Raw genomic sequence first — 26,563 nt, 5'->3', positions numbered from 1 at the left:
AACTCCCCCGCGACCCTTTGTACGACAATCGAGCGCGAACGCGCTAGGGGTCGCCGTACTCAGTTCACGGGTTGCGATGCCCGTTGGTTCACAGGATCAGCCCCACAGGAACGGCACCCGGACGGATCGCAACCGGGCGTGTCCTGTCTGGTGACTGACTGTGGCCGCGGCCGGATAGTCGCTGCCACCTCGTACGGTAGCGACTACCGGCCCGCCGGCGCCGGACTCGACATCGGCACCGGCGTTGGTGACCGCCGGCAGCCCAGCGGTGCGCGCGGCCGCGCTGCTCTGCACGGCATGGAACTGACCGACTTCAAACCACTGCCCCAACGTCGGTGAGTCGATGCCGGCTCCGAGCCTGCTGGCCATGGCGCGCCTCCCCCTGGGTCTGCCGACCTCTTCCCGCCGGCCTGACGGGTTGACGCGGACCGCGTCAGACCGGCGTGGAACCAAGATCGCGCAGAGCGCTGTCCAGCCGATGGGAACGCGATGGGAAGCAGGTGGAAACCGCAGGTCAGACGTTGAACGGATAGAGCTGGATCTCGGGGGCGCGGAAGGTGATCAGCTTCTTCGCGACCAGCTCGGAGCGTCGGTGTGGGATCTCGATCAGCAGGATGTCGGCTCCCAGCCTGGCTTCCACCACCGGATCATCGCCGTGGTCCAACTGGACGATCTCGCAGGTGACGAAGGTATCGAGATCGTCTGCCCCTCCCGCGTTCGAGAGGGACGTTGCGTTTGTGGAGGCCGGAGCCCAGTCCGTGACCTCTTGGGGGATCTCGAGCTCGACGTCGAACTGGCCCACGCCGGCGGGATCGGCACCCATCCAGCGCCCGGACGCCGTGCCCGACTCGCAGCGGAAGAACACGATCCCTTGCGAACCTTCGGTTGTCCGCAGGACTTCCACCCGCACGTTCTGCTCCGGGCCGCGTTCAGTCGCAGTCGGCGATGGGGAGCTGGGCGGCGGCGGCCACGCCCTCGAGGTAGCCGCGGGCGCGGTCGGCCTGGGGGTAGCGGCGTACGAGGTCCCAGAACTCCCTGGTGTGGCCGGGCTCGAGCAGGTGGGCCAGCTCGTGGATGAGGACGTAGTCGACCACCCATCCGGGCATGCCGCGGAGCCGGGACGACAGCCGGACCGTGCCGTCACACGGTGTGCACGATCCCCAGCGCGCGTCCTGGTTGCCGACCCACCGAACGCTCGCCGGTGACACAGCGTCGTCGAGATAACGCCGGGTCAACATCCGGGCGCGTTCCATCAGCTCGCTGTCGCTGGGGTGGCGTCGGCGTTCCTGAGCGGCCAGGCGCTCGACCATGACGTCGACCCACTGGCGTTCCTCGGCGCGGGTCATCCGGTCGGGCAGCAGCACGACCACGCGATCGCCGTCGCGGTAGGCGCTTACCGTGCGCCTTCGCCGAGCGCTGCGACGTACTTCGACCGGCCCGGCCGGTGTCTGCCTCACCACTGGCTCTTTCCTGGCACGCTGAGCCGCACCGCGGGCGCGCGGAGAAGCTGCGCTCGCGGCACTCCTACGCCCGGTCAGCCGGTCCGGACGCTCCGCGTCAGGCTGGGCCACGCACAGCACGGTACCGCGAGGCACCCCCAAAACGCGACGGCTCGGCCGTGGCCACTTTTTCTGTCCACAGCGAGTGGATAACGATTTGTGCAGGTCAAGTGGCTCCGGATCGGGAGAATTCCATGCGGGCTCCACAGTCCACCCACAAGCTTTCAACCCGTTGACCCGTACCTTTGCACAGCTCATCCACAACGTTGTCCACAGGCTGGGGCGGCTTCGGATTGACGGGCCGGGAAGCCGGCCATAGATTTTCCGGTATTGGAGCCCCCGATCTTTCCGGGCCGTCCACATGGGGAAGGTGGACAAGCACGGAGAGGAGTCGGGGGCTTCGTAGTGCAGTCGACGGCGTGCCGCGCCGCAGCTACGGGGGTGGCCTGGCATAGGGTGACCCGAGACCGGGCGGCCCGGGCGGGCCCGCCCTGCCCTGACCCAGCAAGACAGGAAGGCCGTCATGGCTGAGACCTATTCCGGCGAGTTCTACTGCGTGAAGTGCAAGGCCAAGCGCACCGCGACCGGCGACGTTCACGTCAACGACAAAGGTACGCGGATGGCGAAGGCCAAGTGCCCCGAGTGCGGTACCAACCTCAACCGCATCCTCGGCAAGGCCTGAGGAACACGCAGTTCACTCCTAAATCACACAAAGTCACATAATGCGGGGGCGGCCGGCACGATTCGGGCCGCCCCGGTTGGACGGGCGACGTGTGCTCGCAAGGCGCGCGAGCCCGGTCCAACCGGTTGTTTACACCGGGGGACGACCCCCGGAACCCCGCAGCATTGGGCGAGTTGGATGAGGGCGGCGGCGTGCTCGCCACGACGGCGAGTCGCCTCCACTCACAGCGGAACGCAGCGCTCAGTCACCTTGGTGAATGAATATTTTGAGCGTGCGCCTTCCGTCGGCAGGTCGGGCGTCGTCGCGACAGCGATCGGCGCACGGCCGCGCCTCTCCTCGCGCCCTCCCGGCGCCTCCCCCCGCTCTTTCTAGAGCGTCCCGCCGGCCCTCAACCTGCGCGTCACGATCCGTTCGGCCACGAACGAGACGAACGGCACGGTGCCCGCGAGCAACACCAGCAGCGTTCCCTTGAGCGACCAGCGCGCGCGGCGGGCCAGGTCGAACGCGACCGCGAGATAGACCATGTAGCCGAACCCGTGGATCGGCCCGACGATGCCGACCAGCATGTCCTGGTGCCAGATGTACTCCAGCGGCATCGCGACCAGCGTGAGCACCAGCAGGAACACACCGACGACGTACGCGACAAACCGGTAGCGCAGCAGCCGGCCGCGCAGGCTGGGCTCTACCTCAGCCGGCGCCGAGTCGACCCCGGTCAACGCCCGGACCTCTCCGACAGCCCCGCGAGGTAGCGGTTGTAGGCCGCGAGTTCGGGGTCTTCCGCTTCGTCGGCTGCGATCCGGGCGGCCACGGCGTTCTCCTGCTCGGCCTGTGCGACGACCGGCGCCGGCTCGTCGACGTCGATCTTGGTCTCGAGGCCGTCGGCGCCCTGCTCGGGCGGTCCGGACTGCTCAGGCTTCTCGAGCGGCTCGGGCTTGGACGCGTCGCGCAGCAGGCGCCACCACAAATAGATGGCGAACGCGCCGAAAACCGGCCATTGCAAGGTGTACCCGAGGTTCTGGAACGAGCCACCGGCACCTTCGTACCTCTGCAGCTGCCACCACGCGAGAAAGACCGCGACAGCCGCTGCCACGAACATCAACGCGGTGAACGCCAACCACCGCGGAGTGAGTAGCCGCCGCATCATCACGGCTACGAAGCTACATCAAGCGGCTGTGGATAACTCCGGCGGGATCTTTCGCCCTCCTGCCATGCTCACCCTCAGTGTTTGATTGGTTTCACAAACGGGGGGTGGCGCAGATGCGTCCACAAATCAAGCCGGCACTGTCGTGGATCCAGCGGGACGCCGAGACCGTCCAGATCGGCCTCGATCCCGAAACCGCGGTCGTCCTGACCGGCCTCGACGTTCGGCTGATGCGCGTGATCCGCAGCCTGAACGGCCGGAACAGCAAGGAGACGATCCTCACCAAGGCACTCGCACTCGGCGTCGACAGCCGGTCCGCGCAGCTCGTCCTGCGGATGCTGACCGAAGCCGGAGCGGTGACCGACGGTGAGACCCACCGCTCGCCGTTGCGCGGGCTGCCGCTGGCCGAGCAGGAACGGCTGACGCCCGACCTGCTCGCGCACGGCCTCGCGTACGACACGAAACAGCACACCGAGGGCTTCCGCCGAAGACGGGCGGCCGCGGTGAGCGTCCACGGCGCGGGCCGGGTCGGCGCCACCGTGGCCGGCCTGCTGGCAGCCGCCGGCATCGGCCGGGTGGTCGTACAGGACGACACGCCGGTGAGCCGTGGTGACCTGGCACCTGGAGGGCTGCGGCGTACCGATCTCCGCGGCTCCCGGGCCGGTGGCGTGTGCCGGCTGATCGGCGACGTGGCGCCATCGACGTCGGCGGAGTACTCGCCGCGATCGCGGGCCGGCGCACCCGCCGAGGGCGGGCCGGGTGGTCCGGGTGGGGCACAGGAACGGCTGGCCATACTGGCGCCCGACCATGAGCCGGACCGGCGGCTCGCGCAGCAGCTCATGAAGTCCGGCATTCCGCACTTGGTCGTACGCGTCCGGGAGAACACCGCGATCGTCGGGCCGTTCGTCGTGCCGGGTGAGACGTCGTGCGTACGCTGCCACGACCTGCAGCGCTCCGCCCGCGATCCGGCGTGGCCGCGGATGCTTTACCAGTTGATGACCCGGCCGCCTCGGCAGGTCGCGTGCGACGTCGTACTCGCCACGTCGGCCGCGTCGTGTGCTGTCGCGCAGGTGCTCGCGTACCTCAGCGGCGACGAACCGCCGGCGACGAACCGCACGATCGAGCTGCAACTGCCGCTGACCGAAGTCGAGACTCGTACGTGGCAGGCGCATCCGGGCTGCCCGTGCCAGTTCGACCCGGCTCGGGCCGAGGACGCCGGGAGCTGACGTTCCGTGATGTGTCGGTGGTCTCGATTAGCGTGCTCGGCATGACTTCGCTTCGCTATGGATTCGTACTCGCCTACGGCGACGCTCGTACCGCCGCCGAGCTGGCCGAGCTCGCCGAACAGCACGGATGGGACGGCTTCTTCTGCTGGGAGGCGATCTGGGGCATCGATCCCTGGGTCTGCCTCTCGGCGGCCGCCGTCCGCACCGAACGGATCCGGCTCGGCACGATGCTCACGCCGCTGCCGCGACGAAGGCCGTGGGAGCTCGCCAACCAGACCTCGACGCTCGACAACCTCTCCGGCGGCCGGGTGATCCTGTCGGCCGGTCTCGGAGTGTCGGGGGAAGACGTGTTCTGGATGTTCGAGGACGATCCCGGTCGCAAGGTCCGCGCGGAGCTGATGGACGAAGGGCTGGAGATGCTCCAGCACCTGTGGCGCGGCAAGACCTTCGACTATTCGGGCAAGCACTACCGCTCCCGCAGCCTCGACCACGACCCGATGCCACCGGTGGCGCCGCCGCCGGCGCAACAACCCCGCATCCCGATCTGGATGGTCGGCGCCTGGCCCCGCCCGAAGTCCATGCGCCGCGCCGCGATGCTGGACGGCTGGCTCCCGCACTACGCCCCACCGGCAGGCGGCGAAGGCGAGCTGACGCCCGCGTTGCTGGCGGAGGGGGTCGAGTGGATCCGCGAGGCCCGAGCGGGCAACGGCCTCGACATGTCGGCCTACGACATCGTGGTCGAAGGCAACACCGATCCCGACAACCCCTCTGCCGGCGCCGAAAAGGTCCGCCCCTGGGCCGACGCGGGCGCCAACTGGTGGCTCGAAGCCGACTGGAGCGAGATGGACCCAACCCGCGTCCGGGAAGCCGCCGAACACCGCCTCCGCGCCGGCCCCCCGCGGTTGTAGCGGCCAGCACCTGACCAGCAGAACTCCGGCACTGAGCCAGCGCCCGCAGTGCCGGGGTGGCAAGCACGACTCACGCGCGCTCCAATCAAGCCGAGCCAAGCCACAGCCAAGCCGCACATCCGCGACTCGGGTGTGCCCCGACATGCCCGCATCGCCGCTTGTCAGGGCCGCGAGCGGCCCGCCTGCGCACGTGCTCCGCACCAGCCCGGCACCCGCGATGGCGACCCGACCGCCACCGCGCCGGCCACCCGCGCCGACTCCGATCAGGCCGAGCAGCGGGCGGTGACCACGCGCTTATCTGCGCCGGCAGCCGACTCCACCGCCCAAGCTTGCCCGCCGCGCGGTCGCATCGCCGCTGCTCAGAGCGCCCAGCAGCCCGCCAGAGCGCCGGCCGCCGCGTGGGCTCGGCACGCGTGCGCCGGTCGGCCGCACGGCCTGGGCGGGGCGCGGAGGCAATCGCGCGTTGGCGAGACGCCACTCTTCATGACTCGGGGTTGCCAAGGCGGGGTTGCCGGGCCGTGGGTGGAATCCGGACGGTTATCCACAGCCCGGACGGGTGGCGGGGCAGGGACGGCCCTCGGCGACCCCGGTTTGGGTACCGCGGGGGGCGCAGGTTGGAATACCTCGAAAGGGGGAGGTCTTCCGCGGACCCAGGCTGGAGAATGATCTCGTGAGCGACGAAGACGACCTGCCACGCAACACAGTTGCCCGGACCGCACGCCTGGCCAGCCTCCCACTCGGTATTGCCGGGCGGGTGACGCTTGGGCTGGGGAAGCGCATCGGTGGTAAATCGGCGGAGGTCGTTCGGGAGGAGTTCCAGAAACGTACGGCCGACCAGTTGTTCCGCGTCCTTGGGGAGCTCAAGGGTGGGGCGATGAAGTTCGGGCAGGCGATGTCGATCTTCGAGGCCGCGCTGCCGGACCAGATCGCGGGGCCGTATCGCGCGACGTTGACGAGGTTGCAGGATTCCGCTCCCCCGATGCCGGCCACCGCGGTGTATCGGGTGCTCGAAAGTGAGCTCGGCAGCGGCTGGCGGCGCAAGCTTCGCAACTTCGACGACCAGCCGGCCGCCGCCGCGTCGATTGGGCAGGTGCATCGGGCGCATTGGCCGGACGGCACCGAGGTCGCGGTGAAGATCCAGTACCCCGGCGCTGCCGACGCGCTGCGGTCGGACCTCAAGCAGATCGCACGGCTCGGCAAGTTGTTCTCCGCGCTGGTCCCCGGCCTCGAGGTACGGCCACTGGTCGAGGAGCTGCAAGCCCGGATTGGCGAGGAACTCGACTACGCCCTGGAGGCCGAGGCCCAGTCCACCTTCGCCGAGGCCTTCGACCAGGACCCCGACTTCGCCATCCCGCGCGTGCACCTGAACACGCCGCGCGTTCTCGTCAGCGACTGGATCGACGGCACTCCGCTGAACCAGGTGATCACCGACGGCACCCAGGAGGAACGCGACCGCGCCGGGCTGCTGTTCACGCGCTTCCTGTTCTCCGGACCGGCCCGCGCCGGGCTGCTGCACGCCGATCCCCACCCCGGCAACTACCGCATGACGCCTGACGGCCGGCTCGGTGTCCTCGACTACGGCCTGGTCGCGCGGCTCCCCAACGGGTTCCCGCCACAGATCGGCCGCCTGCTGCGGATCGCGATGGACGACGACTTCGAAGCAGTGCTCGAAGGGCTACGCGAGGAGGGATTCGTCAAGCCGGGCGCCAACATCAACGCCGACGACCTGCACGCCTACCTCGCCCCGTTCATCGATCCGGCCCGCGCGGAGAAGTACAAGTTCACCCGCGAATGGCTGCGCAGCCAGTTCGACCACGTGAGCGACGTCGGCAAGAACGGTGCCTCGCTCGCGCTGAAGCTCAACCTGCCGCCGTCGTACTTCCTGATCAACCGGGTGTGGGGCGGAGGCGTCGGCGTGCTGTGCCAACTCGGCGCGGAGGCCCCGTTCCGCGCCGAGCTCGACAGCTGGCTGCCCGGCTTCGTCGAAGACAAGCCGGCCGAGATCGAGCCGGCTACGTAGGGCTGGTCGCCGGGTCGACACCGGCCGCGGAGTACGCCTCGGCCTCGTCGAGCGTCTCCTTTGAAAGCAGCGCCCGCACGATCGCGTCGAGCTTGGAGCGGTTGTCCCGCAGCTGCCGGATCGCCTCGGAGTAGCACTCCTCCACGATCCGCCGCACCTCGCGGTCCACGGTGTCCATCGTCGCCGGCGCGACCTGGATGGGGTACTGCCCGTTGGTCGCCGGATCCGGCAGTACGGTCACCGGGCCGATCGCCCGCGACATCCCCCAGCGCCCGACCATGCCGCGCGCGATCTTCGCGACCGTGTCGAGGTCGCTCTCCGCACCGGTCGTCACCACGTCGTAGACCACTTCCTCGGCGGCCATTCCGCCGAGCGCTCCGATGATCCGGCCGCGGAGGTACTTCTCGTCGTAGGCGTACCGGTCGTTGTTCGGTGTCGACAGCGTGACGCCGAGCGCCCGGCCGCGCGGGATGATCGAGATCTTGCGTACCGGGTCGGCGCCGGGCTGCAGCATGCCGAGCAACGCGTGCCCCGCTTCGTGATACGCGGTCCGTTCGCGTTCGGTGTCCGGGATCACGATCGTCCGGGCCGCGCCGAGCTGGATCTTCTCCAGCGCCTCGGAGAAGTCAGCCGGCGTCACCGACGGGCGTTCGCGCCGGGCGGCGAGCAGCGCGGCCTCGTTCACCAGGTTCGCGAGGTCGGCGCCGGTCATGCCGGGCGTGGTCTTGGCGATCTGCTCGAGGTCGACCTCGCTCGCGAGCGGAACGCCGCGTACGTGCACCCGCAGGATCGCGGCCCGGCCCACGACGTCGGGCGGCGAGACCATCACCGAACGGTCGAACCGGCCGGGTCGCAGTAGCGCGGGGTCGAGCACATCCGGACGGTTGGTGGCCGCGACGACGATCACGCCCTCGAACCCGGTGAACCCGTCCATCTCGGTGAGGATCTGGTTGAGCGTCTGCTCGCGCTCGTCGTGCCCGCCGAGAGTCTGGCCGCCGCGCGCCCGGCCGATCGTGTCGATCTCGTCGATGAAGATGATCGACGGCGCGACCTTGCGCGCCTCGCTGAACAGCTCGCGGACCCGGCTCGCACCGACGCCCACGATCATCTCGATGAACTCCGAAGCGCTGGCCGAGAAGAACGGCACGCCCGCCTCGCCGGCGGTCGCCCTGGCGAGCAACGTCTTTCCGGTGCCGGGCTGCCCGGCGAGCAGCACGCCCTTCGGCACCCGCGCGCCGAGCTTCTGGTACTTAGCCGGCTCGCGCAGGAAGTCGACCACTTCGGTCAGTTCCTGCTTGGCCTCGTCGATGCCCGCGACGTCGTTGAAGTCGACCCGGATCTTGGACGGCTCGACCGGCTTGGCGGCCTTGGAGCGCCCCAAGCCGCCAAGCCCGCCGGACGCGATCTGGCTCTGCCGGCGGATCAGCCAGATCCAGACGCCGGCAAGCAGTGCGATCGGTAGCAACGACATCAGCAGGCTGGTCAGCAGACTGCGCTGCTGGAGCACGGGCTCGGCCTGGACGGTGACGTTCTTGGCGGTGAGCTGCTTGTAGAGATCGTCCTCGGCGAACGTCGGCCGCTCGGTCGTGAAGTGGTCGTACGTCTCGTCGGCGGCGCCCTCCGGCACCTTGGCGGTCTTCTTCAGGTCACCCTGGATCGACTCGCCCTTGGAGAAGATCCGCTCGACGTTGCCGGCGGCGACCTGCTTGGTGAACTCGGTGTACGGGATCGTCGGCGCGCGCTCGCCGCCGATCATCCAGGAGACGAGGGTGGACAGCAGATAGACGGCCACCAGCGTGATCAGGAAGTACTTCCAGTTGAACCGGCGGCGCGGCGTCTTCCCGTCGGCGGACTCCGGGAGCCCTTCGGTACGCCACGGCTTGCGGGTGCGTTCCGGCTCGGCGCCCTGACCCGCGCCGGGACCGAGATCGGAGCCGGAACCAGGGCCGGAGCCGGTGCCCCGGCTACCGCCGCTCGAGCTGCCGGACGCTGGATCGACGCTGGTCTGCTCCGGCCGGTTGACCTGCGGTGTCGGCTCGCCCATGCCACTCCTCGATGGATCTTGTGAAGAGCTCGCATCGTAGTTGACCGCGCCCGCCGAACGCGGTGAAGACAAGGCGGCCGGGGTGCCGTCACTCGCCTGCACGTGCGAGGAGACACCCCGGCCGCGAGCCGTCGCCCGGGACGCCGGCTCTTCGGGTGGTCGTCGAGGTGAACCAGCGGCTTCGTGCAAAGCCGCTGTGCGCGCTGGGCGTTGGGATACCGGTGCGGTCCCGTGCAAGGACCGCACCGGTGTTACCCATCCCTAGGTGGCTCGAGCCGGACCAGGCCGGTTCGAGGTCTTACTGGACGCGCAGTAACTGGAGGGCGTAACTCCTCCATCCGGTCGCCTGCTCCTGCCGGCGGCTCCGCTTCAGCTTCTCGGCGGTGCGCCAACATCGCGCGGCTTCGACACGGGCGCGTATCTGCGCCCGTGCCAGGTCTTCATGAATCAAATGCATTTCGTTGCTCCTGCGAAGGCTTCGGGTGGGCACGGCCGAAGGGATCGGGCCGTCCTGGTGTGTTCTGGTCATCGTTGGTCTTTGGTCTCGGGACGTGAGGAACCGACTGTGCAGTGCCGGATCCACTCCGTCGGACGGGTGGTTCAGGCAGCTACATCGTTCTTGCGGGGACGGCCACGCGGCCGTTTGCGAGGCACCACGACTCCTGCGACGAACAGCTCGCCGCCCCAGACACCCCACGGCTCACGCCGGGCGAGAGCACCTTCAAGGCACTCACGCTTGATGGGGCAGCTCTGGCAGAGGGACTTCGCGAACTCGACGTCGTCAGGGGACTCCGCGAAGAACAGCTCCGGATCGAAGGAACGGCACGGCAGGTCGAGGTCCACTGCCACCCGCACGACGGGCTCGAGGACGCTGATACTCACTTCCACTCACCTCCTTCCTCTCTTGTGGAGAGGGCTTGCTGGCCAAGTGCGCTTCTCTTGGTCAAAGCGGTGGTCTTTCTTTGTCGAGACGTGTGGGTCTCTGCTTGCAAAGGCGGTCTCTTTGCGCAAAAGAAAGGGCCGCGGTCCCGGTGTCGGGATCCGCGGCCTGGAGGTGACCGGTCTGGGTGTGTTCTAGACCGGTGGTCTCCAGGCTCTGACTCCCGACAGAGCGCTCCCCTTACGGAGGGTGCTCGTGGTGGCCTGAACCGAGATGGCCTCAACTTCGGCGGCGTACGTGCGGACTGGGTTGATCGAAGCGGCGGAGAAGCCGTCGATCTTGGTGGTGCTGCCCTGAGGAGCTGCCTGAGCCACGCCCATGAACCCGGCGCCAGGCAGGGTGGTCCCCTGGAGCTGAACATGACGCGGCGCGACACGGCGCTCGATCCGCAGCAGATCGGAATCCCGCAGAGCCGGGCACACTGGTGCGCCAGTGCCGAAGTTGTGAGTGTCGGTGATCATCTGTCGCACCTCCTTCTAGTGCTCGACATGGTGAGTCCAAACCTGGCGGTTGGGGACTTGGAGAGCTTAAGCCCGCAGCCGCGGCCAGAGCAAGCTTATTTCCCGACCGAACTTCGTCCGTTACCGATTTGTTTCGGTATCGCCCTAATCCGAGTGACGGCTCTGCCCATGGGGTTGCCTAAAGGGGCAAGGTCTCGGTCGAATCGTCAACACCCACAGGCGTCTCGCCGCTGCAGATCGCCAGCACGTCGTCTGCGTATTTTTCCAACTTCGTCGCTCCGACCCCCGGGATCTTCGCCAGCCCGCCCCGATCGGCGGGGCGTTCCTCGGCGATCGCGACCAGCGTGGCGTCGGTGAAGATGCAGTAGGCAGGGAGCCGCTGGGCCTGCGCCTGGCTGGTGCGCCACGAACGTAACTGGTCGTAGAGCTCCTCGTCGTAGGTCGGCGGGCAGGTGGCGCACCGCCCGACCTTGCGCTCGGCCGCGTCGTGCAAGGGCGTCTTGCAGGTGCGGCAGGCGGCGACTCCCCCGCGGCTCGACTGGCTCTTGCCGCGGCGGCCGGTGCGCTCGCCGGCGGCCACCTTGTCGGCACTGGCGGTGCCCTGCGGGCGGATCGCGTCGAGGAACCGGGACGGACCGCGCCGACCGCGACCGCCTGGGTTGCGTGCCAGCGCCCAGGAGATCGACAGGTGCTCGCGGGCGCGGGTGACGCCGACGTAAAGGAGTCGGCGTTCCTCCTCGATCTGCTCGTCGGTCTGGGCGTAGGTGATCGGGACCGTGCCCTCGTGGATGCCGGCCAGGAAGACGGCGTCCCACTCCAGGCCCTTGGCGGCGTGCAGCGTGCCGAGCGTGACGCCGTCGGCGGCCGGGGCGTGCTGGGCGGCCGCGCGCTCGTCGAGCACCTCGAGGAACTGCTCCAGGCCGGCGTCGGAGTCTTCCTTGGCGACGTCGGAGGCCAGCGAGACCAGGGAGTTGAGCGACTCCCAGCGCTCGCGGACGGAACCGGTGCCGTCGGGAGCCTGCGGCGACCAGCCGGTCGAGGCCAACACGGCCACCACGTCGGCGACCAGGCCGTCGCCGGACTGCTCGCCTGCCCGGGCGGCGCCGCGCAGCAGGACCGTGGCCTGGCGTACTTCGGGACGATCGAAGAACCGCTCGGCGCCGCGAAGGGTGTAGGGGATGTTGCGCTCGGCAAGCGCCTGCTCGTAGGCCTCGGACATGGCGTTGACCCGGAACAGGATGGCGATCTCGCGATGGGGGACACCGCGCTCGACGAGCCGCTCGATCGCGCGGGCGATGCCGTCGGCCTCGGCGGGCTCGTCGGAGTATTCGGTGAACGACGGCTGCGGGCCGTCGGGGCGCTGGGCGCGCAGCGTCAAGCGATGCTTGCTGGCCGGACCGGTGGCGCCGGCCAGCACGCCGTTGGCGACCCGGACCACTTGCGGGGTCGAGCGGTAGTCGCGCTCCAGGCGTACGACGGCGGCGCCGGGACGGTGCCGGGTGAACTCGAGGAGATAGGACGGCGTGGCGCCGGCGAAGGAGTAAATGGTCTGGCTGGCGTCACCGACGACGCAGAGATCCTGGCGGTCGCCGAGCCAGAGGTCGAGCAAGCTCTGCTGCAGCGGGCTGACGTCTTGGTATTCGTCGACGACGAAGTGGCGGTATTGGCTGCGAACGGCCTCGGCGACCTTCGGCGAGTCGGCGATCAGGGCGACGTTGCAGAGCAGCACGTCTTCCATGTCGATGAAGCCGCGGTCGCGTCTTACTTCTTCGTAGGCGGAGAAGACGCGGGCGACGGTGGCGGCGTCGTAGCCGGCGAGCTGGCGGCCGGTCCTGGCGGCGACGGCGGGATAGTCGTCGGGGCGGACATTGCTGACCTTGGCCCACTCGATCTCGCCGGCCAGGTCGCGGCGGCCGGCGAGGTCGGCCTGCACGCGGCAGCGGTTGGCGGCCTCGGCGACGTAACGCAACTTGCTCTCGACGATCGGGGGGAGGTCGGTGCCGTAGACCTTGGGCCAGAAATAGCGCGCCTGGCGTAACGCGGCGGAGTGGAACGTGCGGGCCGAGACGCCGCCGACGCCGAGCTCGCGAAGTCTTGTGCGCATCTCACCGGCGGCGCGGGTGGTGAACGTGACCGCCAGCACCTGCTGCGGCTGCCAGGCGCCGGACAGGACGCCGTAGGCGATCCGGTGCGTGATCGCCCGGGTCTTGCCGGTGCCCGCACCCGCGAGGATGCACAGCGGGCCACGTAACGTGGTCGCCGCTTCGCGTTGCTCGGGGTCGAGCGCTGCCAGCACGGTGTCGGCGTCGGGACTGCTCATGGCTCACCATGATGACAGCCACCGGGGACATAGCTCAGCCGCCGAGCCCGTCCGTGGGACGGGCCTTGAACGAGGCTTGACCTGACGGCGCTCAAGCGACCGGCCGACGGCTGCCACGCCGGGTCGGGCGAGCGGCCGTCGGCCGGGTGAGTGCGGATTGGTGAGGCGGCGCCTGGGCTGGTCACAGGGCTGGCGCGGGAGCTGGAGCTGGGGACCTGAGCCAGATCTGAGCCGCCGGAGCCGGAGCTGAGCCGGAACGCGCAACCGGACGAAGCGCTGCAGCGGCAGTCGAAGCTGCGACCGCGAGCCGAAGCTGAGCTTCGACCCGGCGCGGAACCGGAGGCCGAGCTGAGCCGCAGCCTGTGCAGGAGACGGAGCCGGAGCTCAGCCGCAGCCTGTGCCGAAGCTGAGCCGCCGCCTGTGCGGGAGCCGCGGGTCAGGCGGCGAGCTTCTGCTGGACCTGGGCCAGCGACGGGTTCGTCAGCGCCGAGCCGTCGGGGAAGACGACGGTGGGGACCGTCTGGTTTCCGCCGTTCAGCTTGGCCACCAGGTCGGCGGCGTCGGGCTGCTGCTCGATATCGACCTCGTTGTAGGAGACGCCCGCGCGCTCCAGCTGACCCTTCAGCCGGCGGCAGTAGCCACACCACGGCGTGGTGTACATCGTGATCGAGTTCGACATCGATCGAGCCCCTCTGTCTTGGTTGAGGATTGAACTATTGCTGTACCTGGTCAACGTCAACGCCAGACCAGATCTTCCCGTGCTCCCTTGCGGCATCTGAACCGATCCGCTACCTTGCAAATGTGGCAAGTGCGCACAACGAGAGAGGTGCTGGTGAGCCGCTGTTGCCCGGCCGGCCGGCGCCGGTGCTGACGTTGGCGCCGCCGTCTTTGGCCATGGCACTGCCCACCGCGATGTTGCTGGTCGACTACGCCGCTCGCGGCAAGACCACGCCCGGGGCCTGGCCGCAGGCCGCGGCGCGACGGCTGCCGGAGTCGCTGCTCGATGACGCGCTCGGCGTACGTGCGGTGCTCGGGCACGGCGACGGGCTACGGCGGTTCCTGCTGCTGTCGCTGCCGGCCGGGCACGCGGGACACCGGTCGTGGCCGGCGTTGCGGCGCTACTTGGGCGAGTTGGGGACGGATGGGATCGCCGAACTGATCGAGTACGGCGTGGCCGGCAATATCGTCTACGGCGAGCGGACCGGCTACCCCCTCAGCGCTGCCGACCGGCGAACGCTGGCGACCGCCGGCAAGGCGACCGGCGATCGAGCGCGCGAGCTGCGGGTGGCGTGGCTGCTGGCCGGCTGGGGCGTCCCCGATCCGAGCCGGATCGCGGGGCGGGTCGCCGATCCGGAGTCGTTCGGTGCCCGGCTGCTCGACCTCCTGGACGCGATCGTCGAGGCCGGATTCGAACGGGTGTGGTCGGAGTGGCTGCCCGGACTGGAGGCAGCTGGTGTGGGTGCCGGGGTGCAGCCGGCGCCGCCGGGCACGCCGCCGAGGGAGTGGGTGAGCCGGGTCAGCGGGCTGGTGCCGGACCCGCGCTGGGAGTCCTGGTTCGAGCGAGCGACGACGGTCGCCTGCATCCCGTGCCCCTTGCTCGGCCGGCACCTCACGGTGTTCGCGACCGGACACCTGGGCGACTGGCAGCACGCGACCACGATCGGAGCCACCACAGCCGACACCGAAACCGGCAACGCCGGCGACACCGTGTGGGTGGGTTACGAGCCCCACCCCGCCCGCCGGGCGGCAACCGCCTACCCCGCCACCAGCGTCGTGGGTGGCGCAGCCGGCGCAGCCGGCGTGGGTGGGGCAGCCGGCGCGAGCGGCACGGCTGGCGCAGCGCGCGACGTGGGCAGGTCGGGCGACGTTGGGGGAGCAAGCGGCGCACGCGCAGCCGGCGCTGGTCAGGTCATGGACTCAGCAAGCCAGGCGGCCGGAGCAACCCACGCGCGCGATACGGCTGCGGCGACATCCGCCGGCGCGGAAGCGGGAGCACCCGTGCCACGCAGCGCGGGCGAGGCGGCCGCGGATCTCGGGCGGCTCGGACGCCTTGGCCAGCAGGTCGGTGCGCTTGGCGATCAGACCCGGCTTTCCATCCTGCTCACGCTCGCCACGGGTGCGCGGACAGCCCAGCAGCTGTCCGACGAGCTCGGCGTCCACCTTTCCACCGTTTCCCGGCAGGTCGGCCAGTTGGAGCAGGCCGGGCTGCTGATCGTCGGCCGGCAGAGCAATGTCCGGCACTACGAGGTCGACCGCGGGGCCGTACGTGTGTTGTGCCGGACCATCGAGCAGGCCCTCGGATAACCCCCTCGGACAACCAAGGAGCGCACATGTACCTCGACCACGCCACGCTGATCGTCAGTGATGTCGCCAAGGCCGTGGCGTACTTCCGGAACGTCCTCGGGTTCGCCGTCCACGGAGACGGTGACGGGTACGCCGAAGTCGATCTCGGCACGCTCGTGTGCGGTCTGATGAGTGACGCGATGGTGCCGGTCAAGCCCGCCGAAGGAGTCATCCTCCAGGTACGTGTCGAAGACGTCGCCGGCACGCTCCGCACCGTTCAGCAGCGCGGCGCCAACGTCCTGCTCGAGCCCACCACCACCGACTGGGGCACGGAGTCCGCGATGGTCGCCGGGCCGGATGGGATCGTGGTCGAGCTCTACCGCGAGGTCCCCGCATGACCTTCAGCATCGAGATCCGCGAAGAAGTCGACGGCATCCAGGAAGAGCTGGTCGAGGTGTTCCGGCAAGCATTCGGCGCAAACGAGGGCGACGAAGGCCTCACCCTGTTCCGCGACGACCAGCTGATCCGTCACCCCCAGCGCGAGGACTTCCGGATCGCGCTCGCGCGCAACGAAGACAGCATCGCCGGCTTCGCGTACGGATATACCGGTCGCGCCGGGCAGTGGTGGACCGAGCGGATGCGCGAGCGCGTCCCACCGGAGCTCTACGCCGAGTGGTTCGAGGGCCACTTCGAAGTCGTCGAGGTCGCGGTCCATCCGGACCATCAGCGCCAGGGCGTCGGCGCCGCAGTGCTTCGCGCTCTCACGAAAGACCTCCCGCACGAGCGGGCCCTGCTGACCGGCGCCCGCCATGACAGCCCTGCCAGGCGGCTCTACCTCCGGGAGGGCTGGCAGCCGCTCGCCGACGTCGACGAGGACGCCACGTTGATGGGCAGAGACCTCACCAGGTGTCGGTGATCTCCGACCCGAACCAGGCCTCCACCAGCCGCCGCGCGATCGACACCCCACCTGGCGGCAGCACGGTCCCCGACTGGAACGCCTCGGCCAGCTCCGCTCGCGAGAACCACTGGGCCTGCGTGACCTCCACGCCGTCCACCTTGATCTCGGTCGTCACCGCGCGGGCGAAGAACCCCAGCATCAGGCTCGACGGGAACGGCCACGGCTGCGAACCGGCGTACTCCGGGTCGGCCACCACGATCCCGCTCTCCTCGTGCACCTCGCGGATCACCGCCGACTCCAGCGACTCCCCCGGCTCCACGAAGCCCGCGAGCGTCGAGAACCGCCCCTCCGGCCAGTTCGCGCCGTGTCCGAGCAGGCAGCGGTCCTGGTCGTCGGTGACGAGCACGATGATCGCCGGGTCGGTACGCGGGAAGTGGTCGGTACGGCACGCCGGGCACCGCCGGACGTGCCCTCCCTGGATCGCCTGCGTGGGCTTGCCGCACCTGGCGCAGAACCCATGGGCGGCATGCCAGTTGGCCAGTGCCAGCGAGTGAACGAACAATCCCGCATCGCGATCGGACAGCAGCCCGCCGATCTCGCGCAGGCCCGCCCACTCGCCCTCGGGAGGTGCGATGTCGCTCGGCCGCTCGCGGACGGCGAAGAACGGCGCGCCGTCCTCGTCCTTGCCCAGGAAGTACCGCTCCAGAGGAGCCGCGCCGTTCAGTGACGCCGGCGAGACGAACCGCAGCGAGGAGCCGCCGTCGACGACCGGCACCCGGCCCTCGCGGACCGGAAGGACCAGCGCGCGCGGATCGGTCCAGGCCGCGTCCACGTTGGCGTCGTCGATCCGCTCCTCGGTCGCTCGGTCCATGGCGTGGCGGGACAGGGCTAGGTGTTCAAGACGAGGCACGTCTCACGACCTTAACCCTGTCCCACCCGCTATCCGGTAAGCGGAGAGGGTTTTGTCAACAATCGGGCACGCCTGGCAGGTGGGCGTTCGGATCGTCGATGTAGATGTTGGTCATGTAGCCGTTCTGGTCGCGCAGCTTCGACCACCAGTTGTTGGTGTAGCCCTCGGCCGTCACCGTGTCGCCCTGCACCTGGCAGAGCACGTAGACCAGCGTCGGCCCGGAGAGCGTCGTCACGACGCTGCTCGACACGTGCGGACCCGACCGGACGTTCACGCCGCTCCCCCACGTCATGAACGGCTTACCGCCGCCGCTGCAGCCGTTGTCGCTGGTGAGGTGCTTCGAGCCGTAGGTGCTCGGGTACGGCGCGAGCGACGCACCGTTGATCACGATGACCTGCCCGACACCGTTGTAGAGCTGCTCGTAGTGGATGTGCGGACCGGTCACGTTGCCGGTCGCACCCGTCGTCCCGACCTGCTGGCCCTGCGCGACGGCCTGGCCGTTTGCGACGGAGTACGAACCCAGGTGGAAGTAGTACGTCTTCCAGCCACCGCCGTGCTCGACCGCGATGTACTGGCCGGCGCCGCCCGGCTGGTTGAAGCGGTACGCCGTACCCGCGGCCGAGGCCAGTACGGGCGTCCCGTTCGTGGTGCCACCGTCGGAGCGGATGAAGTCAAGCGCCTGCCGGACTTCCGCACTGTGGTGGCTGTAGGTCCAACGCTGACCGCACGGGAACGGCGCCTTGAACACCGGCGCGGCCTGTGCGGTCGTCGGCACCGCGAGCATGGTCGCGGCGATCAAGCCCAGGACACCGAGGACATAGCCCCCGAGTCTCATCAGCGTTCGCATGGCATCAGAGTGAGGCGTACGCGGACGAGTTGACCAGATCGTGGCAGCAAGCTGCCCGCGTGACAGGATCGCTTGTGTGAGTACGCACATTGGGGCCGAGCCCGGCCAGATCGCCGAAACCGTGCTGCTGCCCGGTGACCCGCTGCGTGCGCAGTGGATCGCCGAGAAGTTCCTCGCCGGGTCCGAGTGTTATTCGACCGTACGCAACATGCTGGGCTTCACCGGCACCTACCAGGGCAGGCGCGTCTCGGTGCAGGGCACCGGCATGGGCCAGCCATCGCTGGCGATCTACGTCAACGAGCTCCTGACGCAGTACGGCGCCAGGAACGTCATCCGGGTGGGGTCGTGCGGCTCGCTGACCGAACGGCTGGGCCTGCGTTCGATCGTGCTCGCGTCCAGCGCGGGCACCGACTCGGCGATGAACCGGCTGCGGTTCGAAGGGCTCGACTTCGCGCCGGTCGCCGACTTCGGGCTGCTGCGGCACGCGTACGACATCGCCACCGCACGCGGGATCGCTGTGGAGATTGGGCAGATCTTCTCCGCGGACTCCTTCTACAACGACCGCGCCGAGCTGGTGGCCCGGCTGGCCGACTACGGCGTACTGGCGGTGGAGATGGAGGCCAGCACGCTCTACACGCTGGCCGCCAAACACGGCGCCCGCGCGCTGTCGATCTGTACGGTCAGCGACGTGATCCCCACCGGCGCGGAGCTCTCGGCCGAGGACAGGCGGAGCTCGTTCTCCGACATGGCCGAGCTCGCACTCGAGGTGGCGATCCATGAGTGAGCGGACCACCTGGGACGGCCTGCCGGTCGCCGAGGAGTGGCCGCACGGAGCGACGGTCGTGGTGTGGCGACGCCTTCCAGGTAACGCGATCGAGCTGCTGTTGCTGCATCGGGCGCACAACGGCCCGGACTACACCGGAGACTGGGCGTGGACTCCCCCGGCGGGCTCGCGTTTCCCAGGCGAGGACGTCGATGTCTGCGCGGCTCGGGAGCTGCACGAGGAGGCCGGGCTCGAGCTGCCGATGATCCGCTTCGGCGACCAGGAGAACTGGGCCACCTACATCGCCGAGGCTCCGGCCGGCGCGGTCGTCACGTTGCACGACCGGGAGCACGACAGCTTCCGATGGGTGGACGCCGAGACGGCCTTGGGGTTGGTGAAACCGGACATCGTGCGCCTGGCCGTCGAGCGCGCGCTCACCCTGATCCCGGATACCGCCGGCTGAGCCGTCGCCGGCGCGGTCGGCGGGTGCGGTGGAGATCGACGGCACGTCGGTGGGTGGCTTCCGGTTTGCGGCGGCAGGTCGGAGTGGTGTTCCAGCAGCCGCGGCTGTCGGTGCATCCACGGTTCACGCTGCGACCGGCGATCGCCAAAGCTTGCCAGGCGGTGGTGATCCGCGGCCACTTGCGGACCTGGTGAAACGGCACGGCGACCGTTGTCGAGTGGGATGGCCTGGTGACCGGCTAACGTCACAGCATGACTGTGATTGGACTGCTTCATCCTGGTGACATGGGCTCCGCGGTCGGCAACGTGCTCCGGCTGGCGGGCCACGAGGTCTTGTACGCGTCGCAGGGCCGGTCGGCCGACACCGTACGGCGGGCGACCGCGGCCGGCCTGGTCGACGCGGGTTCGGTTGGCGAACTGACGTCGCGGAGTGAGGTGATCCTGTCGATCTGCCCGCCGCACGCCGCGCTGGACGTGGCACGGCTGGTCGACGGCTTCGCGGGCATCTACGTCGACGCCAACGCGATCTCGCCGGCGACCACCCGTACGGTCGCGACCGTCGTCGAGACCGGCGGTGCACGCTTCGTCGACGGCGGAATCATCGGCGGCCCGCCGTCGCCTTCGCGTCCCGGAGCGACGCGGCTCTACCTTTCTGGCGCCTCTGCCGAGGAGGTGGCGGCCCTGTTCGCCGGCACGGCCCTGGACGCGAGGACGGTCGGTTCCGAAGCGGGACACGCGTCGGCGTTGAAGCTCTGTTACGCCGCGTGGACGAAAGGGACGGCCGCGTTGCTGCTGGCGATCCGTGCGACAGCGGAGGCCGAGGGCGTCGGCGACGCGTTGCTGGCGGAGTGGGCGATCTCGCAGCCCGAGCTGACCAAACGCAGCGAGGGCGCGGTGAAAGCGGCCGAGAGCAAGGGCTGGCGCTGGACCGGCGAGATGGAGGAGATCGCGGCGACGTTCGCCAACGCCGGCCTGCCGGACGGCTTCCACATGGCGGCGGCCGAGGTGTTCGGCTACTACCCCAGGCCGTCCAGCGACTGACGCGCGCACGGCGATCCGGAGGTCAGCCGAACCTGCGGCTGCACTTCTTCCCACTCACCCGCTTGTGCGAGCTGATGCTGTTGGACCAGCTGCCCTCGGAGTCGCCGTAGAGATACAGCTTGTTCACCCAGCGACCCGGACCAACGCAGAAGGCGTCGCCCTTGTAGTCGGGCTTGCTGTAGAACGCGACCCAGTACTTACTGTTGTTGATCAGGGAGTCGGCATCGTTGTCGAAGTCCTTGATCCAGCCCGCCCCATCGCCCCAGTCGCTGTCCGCGGGCGTCGGGTCCTTCGCCGCGTGCGCGTTCAGGCAGTCGCTGCGGACGTAAGCGTAAATCGTGTCCTTCGGCTTGCCGAGAACATGGTCCGCCGTCTCCGAGCAGCTGTACTCCTTCTTCCGCTCCTTCTGCTCGACCGCGCTCAGTGCGGCGTTGCGGTCGTCGCCGCCGCCGGTGCAGGCCGCGAGCATTGCGAAGGTCGCCGCCACCGTCAGGACGAGTCTCAGTCGGATCATCGGTTCACCTTCCCCGTCGTGGACCACCACGAAGGCTAGAACCGCCTGCTTACAACTCACTACACCGAGCGCGTAAGCGGCTGTGTAGCGCGCGCACGTACGGTCCGGGCATGAGACCACGAGAGCTGATCAGGGGAATCGCACTCGCGGCGGCAGCCATCGTCGTGGCCGTCATCACGGCGTGCCAACCGCCCACGACGAACGCCGGCCAGGCGAAGGAGCCCAAGGAGGACTGGTGTCACTCCCAGCTCCCGGGCCTGGACGGGACGTACACCGAGGTCTTCAACAATCCGCACAGCAGTGATCCGCAAGACCAGGTTCGGATCTCCTGCTATATCCAGTCACTGATCAACGACATGGACAGCGGCGAGATCACGATCGCGACCTACCGGTTCCTGGACGGAGACCTTCGCCACAACCTCTCGCGGGCCGTTGGGCGGGGAGTGAAGGTCAAGGTGCTGCTCAACGGGTCGGCCAAGCCTGACTCCCAGCATCCGGTCCCGTGGAAGTGCGAGGATGGTGTGGGCGAGGACAGCGAGGAGTACTGCAAGCTGAAGAAGGAGATCGGCGGCAACCGCTCGGCCGACTCGTGGATCTCCTACTGCGGCGCCGGACAGCCGAAGCCGCTGGACGCCGATACGTGCATCGGTGGCCGAACGCCCAACTACAAGAGCAGCTGGCCGATCATGCACAACAAGTTCTATCTGTTCTCGAAGACCATGGGCAAAAGCAACGTCGTCGTGCAGACGACCTCCAACCTCAGCGAGTCCTCGGGACCGGACATGTTCAACACCGCGCTCGCGATCGCCGGGAAGCCGGAGCTCTACAAGGCCTATCAGGACTACTTCGCCGATCTGGCCAAGGAAGACAGGGATCCGGAGTACTACGAGCACAACAAGCCGGTCCGGATCGACGGCCGGCTGGAGCTGAACTTCTCGCCGCGACAGAACGGGAACACGGTCCTGGGCTACCTGAACCGCGTGGACTGCCCGAAGAAGGGCAAGCAGACGAGAGTCCGGGTGGCAGCGGCTGACATCCGGGGCGGAACCGGCGCGGAGATCGCCAAGAAGCTCTGGGAGCTGGACAACGACGGCTGCTACGTCGACATCGCGGCCGACCTGATCGGCTACGGAGAATATTCCAAGCCCCGGACCGACCCGCTGCGACGGCTGCTGAAACAACCGACGGGCAAGTACCACGGCCCGGACGTCCGCGAGTTCAGCAAGCACCGCAAGGGAGTCCACGAGAAGAACCTGCTGATCGACGGCCAGTTCGACGGGAAGGACCAGAAGGTCGTCTTCACCGGGAGCCTCAACTTCAACAACAAGTCCCGGTACGCCAACGACGAGATCTGGCTGATGGTCATCGACGACGAGGTACACGACGAGTTCCGGAAGAACTTCTGGGACATCCGCGAGTGCGCCAACCTGGTCTGGCAGGCGAGCAGCCCCGACCGGTACTGGGAAACGCCGACGCACATGCACAAGGACTGCCCGAAGTCACGGAAGTAGAGCGACAGCCGCCGGCATTTCGTGCGGCTTTCGAGTGGATCGGCCATGCTGGACGGGTGGAGCCAGTGACCGCACCTGCCGAGCGTGACGAGGCCGCCGGTACGCGTGGGCGGTTGATCGGCGTCGACGCGGCTCGCGGGGTGGCGCTGCTCGGCATGATGGCCGTCCACGTGCTACCGATGATCGGGCCGGATGGCGGCATCACGACGTCATACCGGGTCGCAGGCGGCAAGTCGGCGGCGGCGTTCGCTGTGCTGGCCGGCGTGAGTCTCGCGTTGTGGAGTGGTGGTGACCGGCCGCGGACGCAGGGCAGGGGCAGCTCGCTGGCGATCCGGGCGTTGATGATCGGCATCATCGGCCTGTTGCTCGACCTGGTGAACTCCGGGATCGCGGTGATCCTGCCCTACTACGCGCTGCTGTTCGCGTTTGCGATCCCGCTGATCCGGTTGCCGCGCAGGACGCCGGCCATACTCGCGGTGGCTGTCGCGGTCGTCGTGCCGCCGGTCAGTCACCTGATCCGTGCCGGCATCGACCCGCAAGGCGGGCAGGACCCGCTCAGCCGGCTGTTGCTCACCGGCTACTATCCCGTGCTCGGCTGGCTGGCCTATCTCTGTGCCGGGCTCGCCGTCGGCCGGCTGAACCTGCGCTCCAGCAGGGTCGCCGTCGGGCTGCTCACGGGCGGAGCCGCGCTGGCCGTCGTCGCCGCGGGCGCGACGTGGCTGTTGCTCGACGTCGCGGGCGGGCGGGAGCAGATCGCCACGGCCGAAGGGGTGGCGGTCGGCACGCAGGAGTTCGACCAGTTGCTCGGCACCACGCAGTACGGCGTCGCGCCGACGAGCACCTGGTGGTGGCTGGCCGTCGACACCCCGCACTCGACGACCACGCTCGACCTGGCGCACACGATCGGCACGTCGCTCGCCCTGCTGGGCGCCGCGCTGCTGATCGCTCGCCGGCTGCGCGGGATGCTGCTGCCACTGGCGGCCGCGGGCAGCATGACGTTGACGCTCTACACCGCGCACGTCCTCATCGTCGGCACGCACGTGCTGCCGGACGACGAGCTCTGGTCGTACGCCGTCCAGGTCGCGTTCGTCGTCGGCTTCGCGCTACTCTGGCGGCTCACCAGGCGGCGCGGACCGCTGGAGCAGCTCGTCGCGATCGTGGCCGAACGCCGGCCGTCACCGCAGCCGCGCGTACCGGTGGGTCTGCAGGATCGCGATCAGCATCGGGACGATCAGGACGAGCCCGCCGACCGAGACGACGCCGGCCAGCGCGGCGAGCACGACCACTAGCCACGTCACCAGCGCCTGCTCGGGCCGCCGCCACACCAGTCTCACCGACGCCCGCGCCAGGCCCAGCGCCGACAGCGACGGCCGGTCCGCGAACAACGGACCGAAGTACGTCGCAACCACCGACCACAACAGCGCCGCCGCAGTCAGCGCCGTCACCAGAGCCGGAACGCCCGCCGCCATCGCGAGCACGAGCAGCCACACCAGCACGCCGAACGTGCCGTACAGCGGCGCCAGCACCAGCAGGCTCCGCCGGACGTACGAGCGCAAGAGCTCGCGGGCCAGCCCGGCGTCGACGTGCTGGCCTTCGCACGCCTCGGCCGCCAGGCCGTACAACACGGCGGTGGCGGGCGGCAGCACGGTCGCGGAGTAGAGAGCGAGGACGATCCGCAGCCAGCCCGGCAGCTCCGGAAACCCCAACGCCACCAGGCCGGGCGCCAGCTGCACCGCCCACACGACGTTCGCGGCCACCAGGCGTTCGACCTGGCTCGCGACCGTCGCGAACGCGGCCCACACCGGCCCGCGCGGCTCGTCGCGCGGTCCGGTGTCATCCAGAAATGGCATCGCCGGTCTCCGGGTCGAACAGGTGCACCTTGCCGGTGTCGATGCCCAGCGGGATCTGCTGGTCGAGGTACGACGCGGGCAGCCGGACCTTGAACGTGGCGACGAAGTCCTGCGGCTCGCGCTCGTCGGTTGCGAGATAGACGGTGCAGCCTGTCGAGGTCGGCTCGATCAGCGTCACGACGCCGTGGATGGTGTTCTCCGGCGTCACCTCGAACGGAGCGAGCTTCGGCACGTGCAGGTGCTCCGGCCGGACGCCGAGCTTGATCTGCTTGCCCACATAGGGTTTCGCGCGCTCTGTCAAGCTGGCGTGCAGGTGCAGCTCGACGCCACCGCCGGAGGCGACCACCACGCCGTCCTCGAGCCGCAGCGTCATGTCGAACAGGTTGATGCTCGGCGTGCCGATGAAGAACGCGACGAACAGGCTGACCGGATTCTCGTAGAGCTCGGTGCCCGTTCCGACCTGCTGGATCCGCCCGTCCTTCATGACCGCGATCCGGTCGCCGAGCGCCATCGCCTCCGACTGGTCGTGCGTGACGTAGATCGTCGGCTTCTGCTTCTCGCGATGCAACGTGAGGATGTCCTCGCGGGCCTGGTGCCGCAGTTGGGCGTCGAGGTTCGACAGCGGCTCGTCGTACAGATAGAGCGAGGCGTCCTTCACCATCGCCCGCGACAACGCCACCCGCTGCCGCTCGCCGCCGGAAAGCTGGCGGGGCTTGCGGCGCAGGAGATGGTCGATCCGGAACTTCTCCGCCGCCTCCGGCACCAGCGTGCGCACCTGCTCCCGCGGCACGCGCCTGGCCCGCAATCCGTACGCGATGTTCTCGAACACCGTCAGGTGCGGGAAGACGGCGTAGTCCTGGAACACCATCGCGACGTTACGATCGCGCGGCCGGATCTCGTTGACCACCCGGTCGCCGAACCGGATCTCGCCGGACGTCACCGGCTCCAGGCCGGCCAGCATCCGCAACGTCGTGGTCTTGCCGCAGCCCGACGGACCGACGAACGCCAGCAGCTCCGACTCACCGATCTCGAAGCTCACACCGTCGACGGCCCGCTTCTCGCCGAATCGCTTCACGATGTCGTTGACGACGATCGCACTCATCACAGCACCACCTGCCTCAGAACAGCTCGAGCGGACCGGGGACGTGCAGCGGATCTTCGGAACCGAACGCGAAGAAGTAAGCGCGCTCCCAGTCGGGCAGCAGCCGCACCTCCGAGCTCTCCGGAACGGCGAGCGGCGCGCTCGCCGTCACCTTCGCATCGGCCACCGTGCCGTGCACGAACGCCGCGCGCTCGGTCGGCAGCCGCTCCAGATGCCTGACAGGCATGGCGAAACCCTCCGGCACGTCCAGCAACCAGCCCTCCGGCCGGACGCCGAGCCGCAACGCACCCTCCGGAAGCTTCGCGGCCAGGCCGTCGGGCAGCCGCAGTCGCGTCTCCCCCACGGTGATCCAGCCGGCCTGCACGTTCGCCGGGAGCACCGACATCGGCGGCGAGCCGATGAACGTGGCGACGTAGAGGTTCACGGGCGTGTAGTAGAGGTCGTCGAACGTGCCGGCCTGCTCGATGCCGCCGTCCCGCAGCACCGCGATCCGGTCCCCCATGAACACGGCTTCCTGCTGGTCGTGCGTGACGTAGCAGGTCGTGATGCCGAACTTCCGCAGCAGCTTGCGGATCTCCACGCGGGTCTGCTCGCGCAGCTTCGCGTCCAGGTTGGAGATCGGCTCGTCCATCAGGAACAGCTGCGGATCTCTAACGATGCACCGCGCGATCGCCACCCGCTGCTGCTCACCACCCGACAGCGTGGTCGGCACCCGCCCCAGCAGGTGCTCGAAGCCGACGCCCATCCGGTCGGCCGTCTCTCGCATCCGCCGCTCGGCCTCTTCCTCGGTGCGGTCGTGCACCTCGAAGTAGTACGCCAGGTTGCCCTTGCTCTTCATCGACGGGTAGAGCGCGTAGTCCTGGAACACCATGCCGACGCCGCGTTCCTGCGGGCGTACCTGCGTGACGTCGGTGCCGTTGAACGAGACCGTACCGCTGTCGGGGAACTCCAGGCCCGCGATCACCCTGAGCAGCGTGCTCTTCCCGCTGCCGGACGACCCGACCAGGCTGACCGTCTCACCGTCGGCGATCGAGAGGCTCACGCCGTCGAGTGCCGGCCTCGCCCGGCTCGCGCCGGTCTCGACCAGCCGCTCGGCGGCGTACCGCTTGGTCACGTGGTCGACGTCAATCCGCGCCATCGC

28 protein-coding genes are annotated in these 26,563 nt (G+C 69.0%); 12 read left to right on the top strand and 16 right to left on the bottom strand.

The genetic code is table 11. The annotated features are described in order from the left end of the window. Positions 1-96: 96 nt before the first annotated feature. The 3 genes from ACYVF6_RS18335 to ACYVF6_RS18325 form a co-directional block, all read right to left on the bottom strand. Complete coding sequence (locus ACYVF6_RS18335; protein WP_460522790.1) at positions 97-369, bottom strand: hypothetical protein; 273 nt, start codon at positions 367-369, stop codon at positions 97-99. Positions 370-514: 145 nt separating this feature from the next. After that, positions 515-910 carry a hypothetical protein gene (locus ACYVF6_RS18330; RefSeq protein WP_460522788.1) on the bottom strand — a complete coding sequence of 132 codons (396 nt, stop codon included), beginning with the start codon at positions 908-910 and terminating at the stop codon, positions 515-517. 19 nt (positions 911-929) lie between these two features. Next, positions 930-1,457 (bottom strand): M48 metallopeptidase family protein, encoded by a 528-nt coding sequence (locus ACYVF6_RS18325; RefSeq protein ID WP_460522786.1) that lies wholly within the window; start codon positions 1,455-1,457, stop codon positions 930-932. Between the two features lie 565 nt (positions 1,458-2,022). On the opposite strand from ACYVF6_RS18325, the gene ACYVF6_RS18320 reads away from it, so the two are divergent. Next, a complete protein-coding gene (locus ACYVF6_RS18320; RefSeq protein ID WP_460522784.1) occupies positions 2,023-2,181 on the top strand; it encodes a DUF5679 domain-containing protein in 159 nt (52 codons plus the stop codon). Between the two features lie 368 nt (positions 2,182-2,549). Here ACYVF6_RS18320 and ACYVF6_RS18315 read toward each other — a convergent pair whose 3' ends face one another. Then, the gene (locus ACYVF6_RS18315; RefSeq protein ID WP_460522782.1) at positions 2,550-2,897 is read right to left on the bottom strand and encodes a DUF3817 domain-containing protein; all 348 of its coding nucleotides are present in this window, start codon (positions 2,895-2,897) and stop codon (positions 2,550-2,552) included. Then, a complete protein-coding gene (locus ACYVF6_RS18310; RefSeq protein WP_460522780.1) occupies positions 2,894-3,328 on the bottom strand; it encodes a hypothetical protein in 435 nt (144 codons plus the stop codon). The genes ACYVF6_RS18315 and ACYVF6_RS18310 overlap by 4 nt, the downstream gene beginning before the upstream one ends. A gap of 110 nt (positions 3,329-3,438) precedes the next feature. Here ACYVF6_RS18310 and ACYVF6_RS18305 point away from each other — a divergent pair, with 110 nt between their 5' ends. The 3 genes from ACYVF6_RS18305 (at position 3,439) to ACYVF6_RS18295 (ending at position 7,476) form a co-directional block, all read left to right on the top strand. Next, complete coding sequence (locus tag ACYVF6_RS18305; RefSeq protein ID WP_460522778.1) at positions 3,439-4,548, top strand: ThiF family adenylyltransferase; 1,110 nt, start codon at positions 3,439-3,441, stop codon at positions 4,546-4,548. A gap of 41 nt (positions 4,549-4,589) precedes the next feature. Beyond that, the gene (locus tag ACYVF6_RS18300) at positions 4,590-5,456 is read left to right on the top strand and encodes an LLM class flavin-dependent oxidoreductase (protein ID WP_460522776.1); all 867 of its coding nucleotides are present in this window, start codon (positions 4,590-4,592) and stop codon (positions 5,454-5,456) included. Between the two features lie 670 nt (positions 5,457-6,126). Beyond that, positions 6,127-7,476 carry an ABC1 kinase family protein gene (locus ACYVF6_RS18295; protein WP_460522774.1) on the top strand — a complete coding sequence of 450 codons (1,350 nt, stop codon included), beginning with the start codon at positions 6,127-6,129 and terminating at the stop codon, positions 7,474-7,476. On the opposite strand, the gene ftsH is transcribed toward ACYVF6_RS18295, so the two are convergent. The 5 genes from ftsH to ACYVF6_RS18270 form a co-directional block, all read right to left on the bottom strand. Further along, positions 7,469-9,520: an ATP-dependent metallopeptidase FtsH/Yme1/Tma family protein gene (gene ftsH / locus ACYVF6_RS18290; protein WP_460522772.1), complete on the bottom strand. Its 2,052-nt coding sequence runs from the start codon at positions 9,518-9,520 to the stop codon at positions 7,469-7,471. The two genes, ACYVF6_RS18295 and ftsH, sit on opposite strands and share 8 nt — an antisense overlap. 600 nt (positions 9,521-10,120) lie before the next feature. Further along, positions 10,121-10,402, bottom strand: a complete 282-nt coding sequence (locus ACYVF6_RS18285; protein ID WP_460522771.1) for a WhiB family transcriptional regulator — start codon at positions 10,400-10,402, stop codon at positions 10,121-10,123. A 192-nt stretch (positions 10,403-10,594) separates the two neighbouring features. Continuing rightward, positions 10,595-10,921, bottom strand: a complete 327-nt coding sequence (locus tag ACYVF6_RS18280; RefSeq protein WP_460522769.1) for a hypothetical protein — start codon at positions 10,919-10,921, stop codon at positions 10,595-10,597. A gap of 178 nt (positions 10,922-11,099) precedes the next feature. After that, positions 11,100-13,241 (bottom strand): ATP-dependent DNA helicase UvrD2, encoded by a 2,142-nt coding sequence (locus ACYVF6_RS18275; protein WP_460522767.1) that lies wholly within the window; start codon positions 13,239-13,241, stop codon positions 11,100-11,102. Between the two features lie 436 nt (positions 13,242-13,677). Continuing rightward, positions 13,678-13,920 carry a mycoredoxin gene (locus ACYVF6_RS18270; RefSeq protein WP_460522765.1) on the bottom strand — a complete coding sequence of 81 codons (243 nt, stop codon included), beginning with the start codon at positions 13,918-13,920 and terminating at the stop codon, positions 13,678-13,680. 215 nt (positions 13,921-14,135) lie between these two features. On the opposite strand from ACYVF6_RS18270, the gene ACYVF6_RS18265 reads away from it, so the two are divergent. The 3 genes from ACYVF6_RS18265 to ACYVF6_RS18255 are packed head-to-tail and all read left to right on the top strand — an operon-like array spanning position 14,136 to position 16,440. Further along, positions 14,136-15,545, top strand: coding sequence for an ArsR/SmtB family transcription factor (locus ACYVF6_RS18265; RefSeq protein WP_460522763.1), 1,410 nt, complete (start codon positions 14,136-14,138; stop codon positions 15,543-15,545). 26 nt (positions 15,546-15,571) lie between these two features. Then, positions 15,572-15,922 carry a VOC family protein gene (locus tag ACYVF6_RS18260; RefSeq protein ID WP_460522761.1) on the top strand — a complete coding sequence of 117 codons (351 nt, stop codon included), beginning with the start codon at positions 15,572-15,574 and terminating at the stop codon, positions 15,920-15,922. After that, positions 15,919-16,440, top strand: coding sequence for a GNAT family N-acetyltransferase (locus ACYVF6_RS18255; RefSeq protein WP_460522759.1), 522 nt, complete (start codon positions 15,919-15,921; stop codon positions 16,438-16,440). The genes ACYVF6_RS18260 and ACYVF6_RS18255 overlap by 4 nt, the downstream gene beginning before the upstream one ends. On the opposite strand, the gene nudC is transcribed toward ACYVF6_RS18255, so the two are convergent. Together nudC and ACYVF6_RS18245 are read right to left on the bottom strand one after the other, a co-directional pair. Next, the gene (gene nudC / locus ACYVF6_RS18250; protein ID WP_460522757.1) at positions 16,424-17,293 is read right to left on the bottom strand and encodes an NAD(+) diphosphatase; all 870 of its coding nucleotides are present in this window, start codon (positions 17,291-17,293) and stop codon (positions 16,424-16,426) included. The two genes, ACYVF6_RS18255 and nudC, sit on opposite strands and share 17 nt — an antisense overlap. 94 nt (positions 17,294-17,387) lie before the next feature. Continuing rightward, positions 17,388-18,179, bottom strand: a complete 792-nt coding sequence (locus tag ACYVF6_RS18245; protein ID WP_460522755.1) for a peptidoglycan DD-metalloendopeptidase family protein — start codon at positions 18,177-18,179, stop codon at positions 17,388-17,390. A gap of 76 nt (positions 18,180-18,255) precedes the next feature. Between ACYVF6_RS18245 and deoD the strand changes: the two genes are divergently transcribed. The 3 genes from deoD to ACYVF6_RS18230 all read left to right on the top strand — a co-directional run bounded on the left by deoD (position 18,256) and on the right by ACYVF6_RS18230 (position 20,445). Then, positions 18,256-18,963, top strand: coding sequence for a purine-nucleoside phosphorylase (deoD, locus tag ACYVF6_RS18240; protein WP_460522753.1), 708 nt, complete (start codon positions 18,256-18,258; stop codon positions 18,961-18,963). Beyond that, the gene (locus ACYVF6_RS18235) at positions 18,956-19,405 is read left to right on the top strand and encodes an NUDIX hydrolase (protein ID WP_460522751.1); all 450 of its coding nucleotides are present in this window, start codon (positions 18,956-18,958) and stop codon (positions 19,403-19,405) included. The genes deoD and ACYVF6_RS18235 overlap by 8 nt, the downstream gene beginning before the upstream one ends. 251 nt (positions 19,406-19,656) lie before the next feature. After that, positions 19,657-20,445 carry an NAD(P)-dependent oxidoreductase gene (locus tag ACYVF6_RS18230; RefSeq protein ID WP_460522749.1) on the top strand — a complete coding sequence of 263 codons (789 nt, stop codon included), beginning with the start codon at positions 19,657-19,659 and terminating at the stop codon, positions 20,443-20,445. 22 nt (positions 20,446-20,467) lie between these two features. Here ACYVF6_RS18230 and ACYVF6_RS18225 read toward each other — a convergent pair whose 3' ends face one another. Further along, positions 20,468-20,959 (bottom strand): peptidase inhibitor family I36 protein, encoded by a 492-nt coding sequence (locus tag ACYVF6_RS18225; protein ID WP_460522747.1) that lies wholly within the window; start codon positions 20,957-20,959, stop codon positions 20,468-20,470. A gap of 110 nt (positions 20,960-21,069) precedes the next feature. On the opposite strand from ACYVF6_RS18225, the gene ACYVF6_RS18220 reads away from it, so the two are divergent. Then, positions 21,070-22,470 carry a phospholipase D-like domain-containing protein gene (locus ACYVF6_RS18220; RefSeq protein WP_460522745.1) on the top strand — a complete coding sequence of 467 codons (1,401 nt, stop codon included), beginning with the start codon at positions 21,070-21,072 and terminating at the stop codon, positions 22,468-22,470. Between the two features lie 56 nt (positions 22,471-22,526). Beyond that, on the top strand, positions 22,527-23,759 hold the full coding sequence (locus ACYVF6_RS18215; protein ID WP_460522743.1) for a heparan-alpha-glucosaminide N-acetyltransferase domain-containing protein: 1,233 nt from the start codon (positions 22,527-22,529) through the stop codon (positions 23,757-23,759). Here ACYVF6_RS18215 and ACYVF6_RS18210 read toward each other — a convergent pair. Genes ACYVF6_RS18210 through ACYVF6_RS18200 form a run of 3 tightly spaced genes read right to left on the bottom strand, consistent with a single transcriptional unit; the run spans position 23,646 to position 26,560 of the window. Then, entirely contained in the window at positions 23,646-24,320 is a 675-nt protein-coding gene (locus ACYVF6_RS18210) for a hypothetical protein (RefSeq protein ID WP_460522741.1), read from the bottom strand. The two genes, ACYVF6_RS18215 and ACYVF6_RS18210, sit on opposite strands and share 114 nt — an antisense overlap. Then, entirely contained in the window at positions 24,304-25,422 is a 1,119-nt protein-coding gene (locus ACYVF6_RS18205; RefSeq protein ID WP_460522739.1) for an ABC transporter ATP-binding protein, read from the bottom strand. The genes ACYVF6_RS18210 and ACYVF6_RS18205 overlap by 17 nt, the downstream gene beginning before the upstream one ends. Before the next feature lie 16 nt (positions 25,423-25,438). Further along, positions 25,439-26,560, bottom strand: a complete 1,122-nt coding sequence (locus ACYVF6_RS18200) for an ABC transporter ATP-binding protein (RefSeq protein WP_460522737.1) — start codon at positions 26,558-26,560, stop codon at positions 25,439-25,441. Positions 26,561-26,563: the final 3 nt, after the last annotated feature.

This window comes from Flindersiella endophytica (genome assembly GCF_054779015.1).
This window is presented reverse-complemented; position numbering and strand designations above follow the sequence as displayed.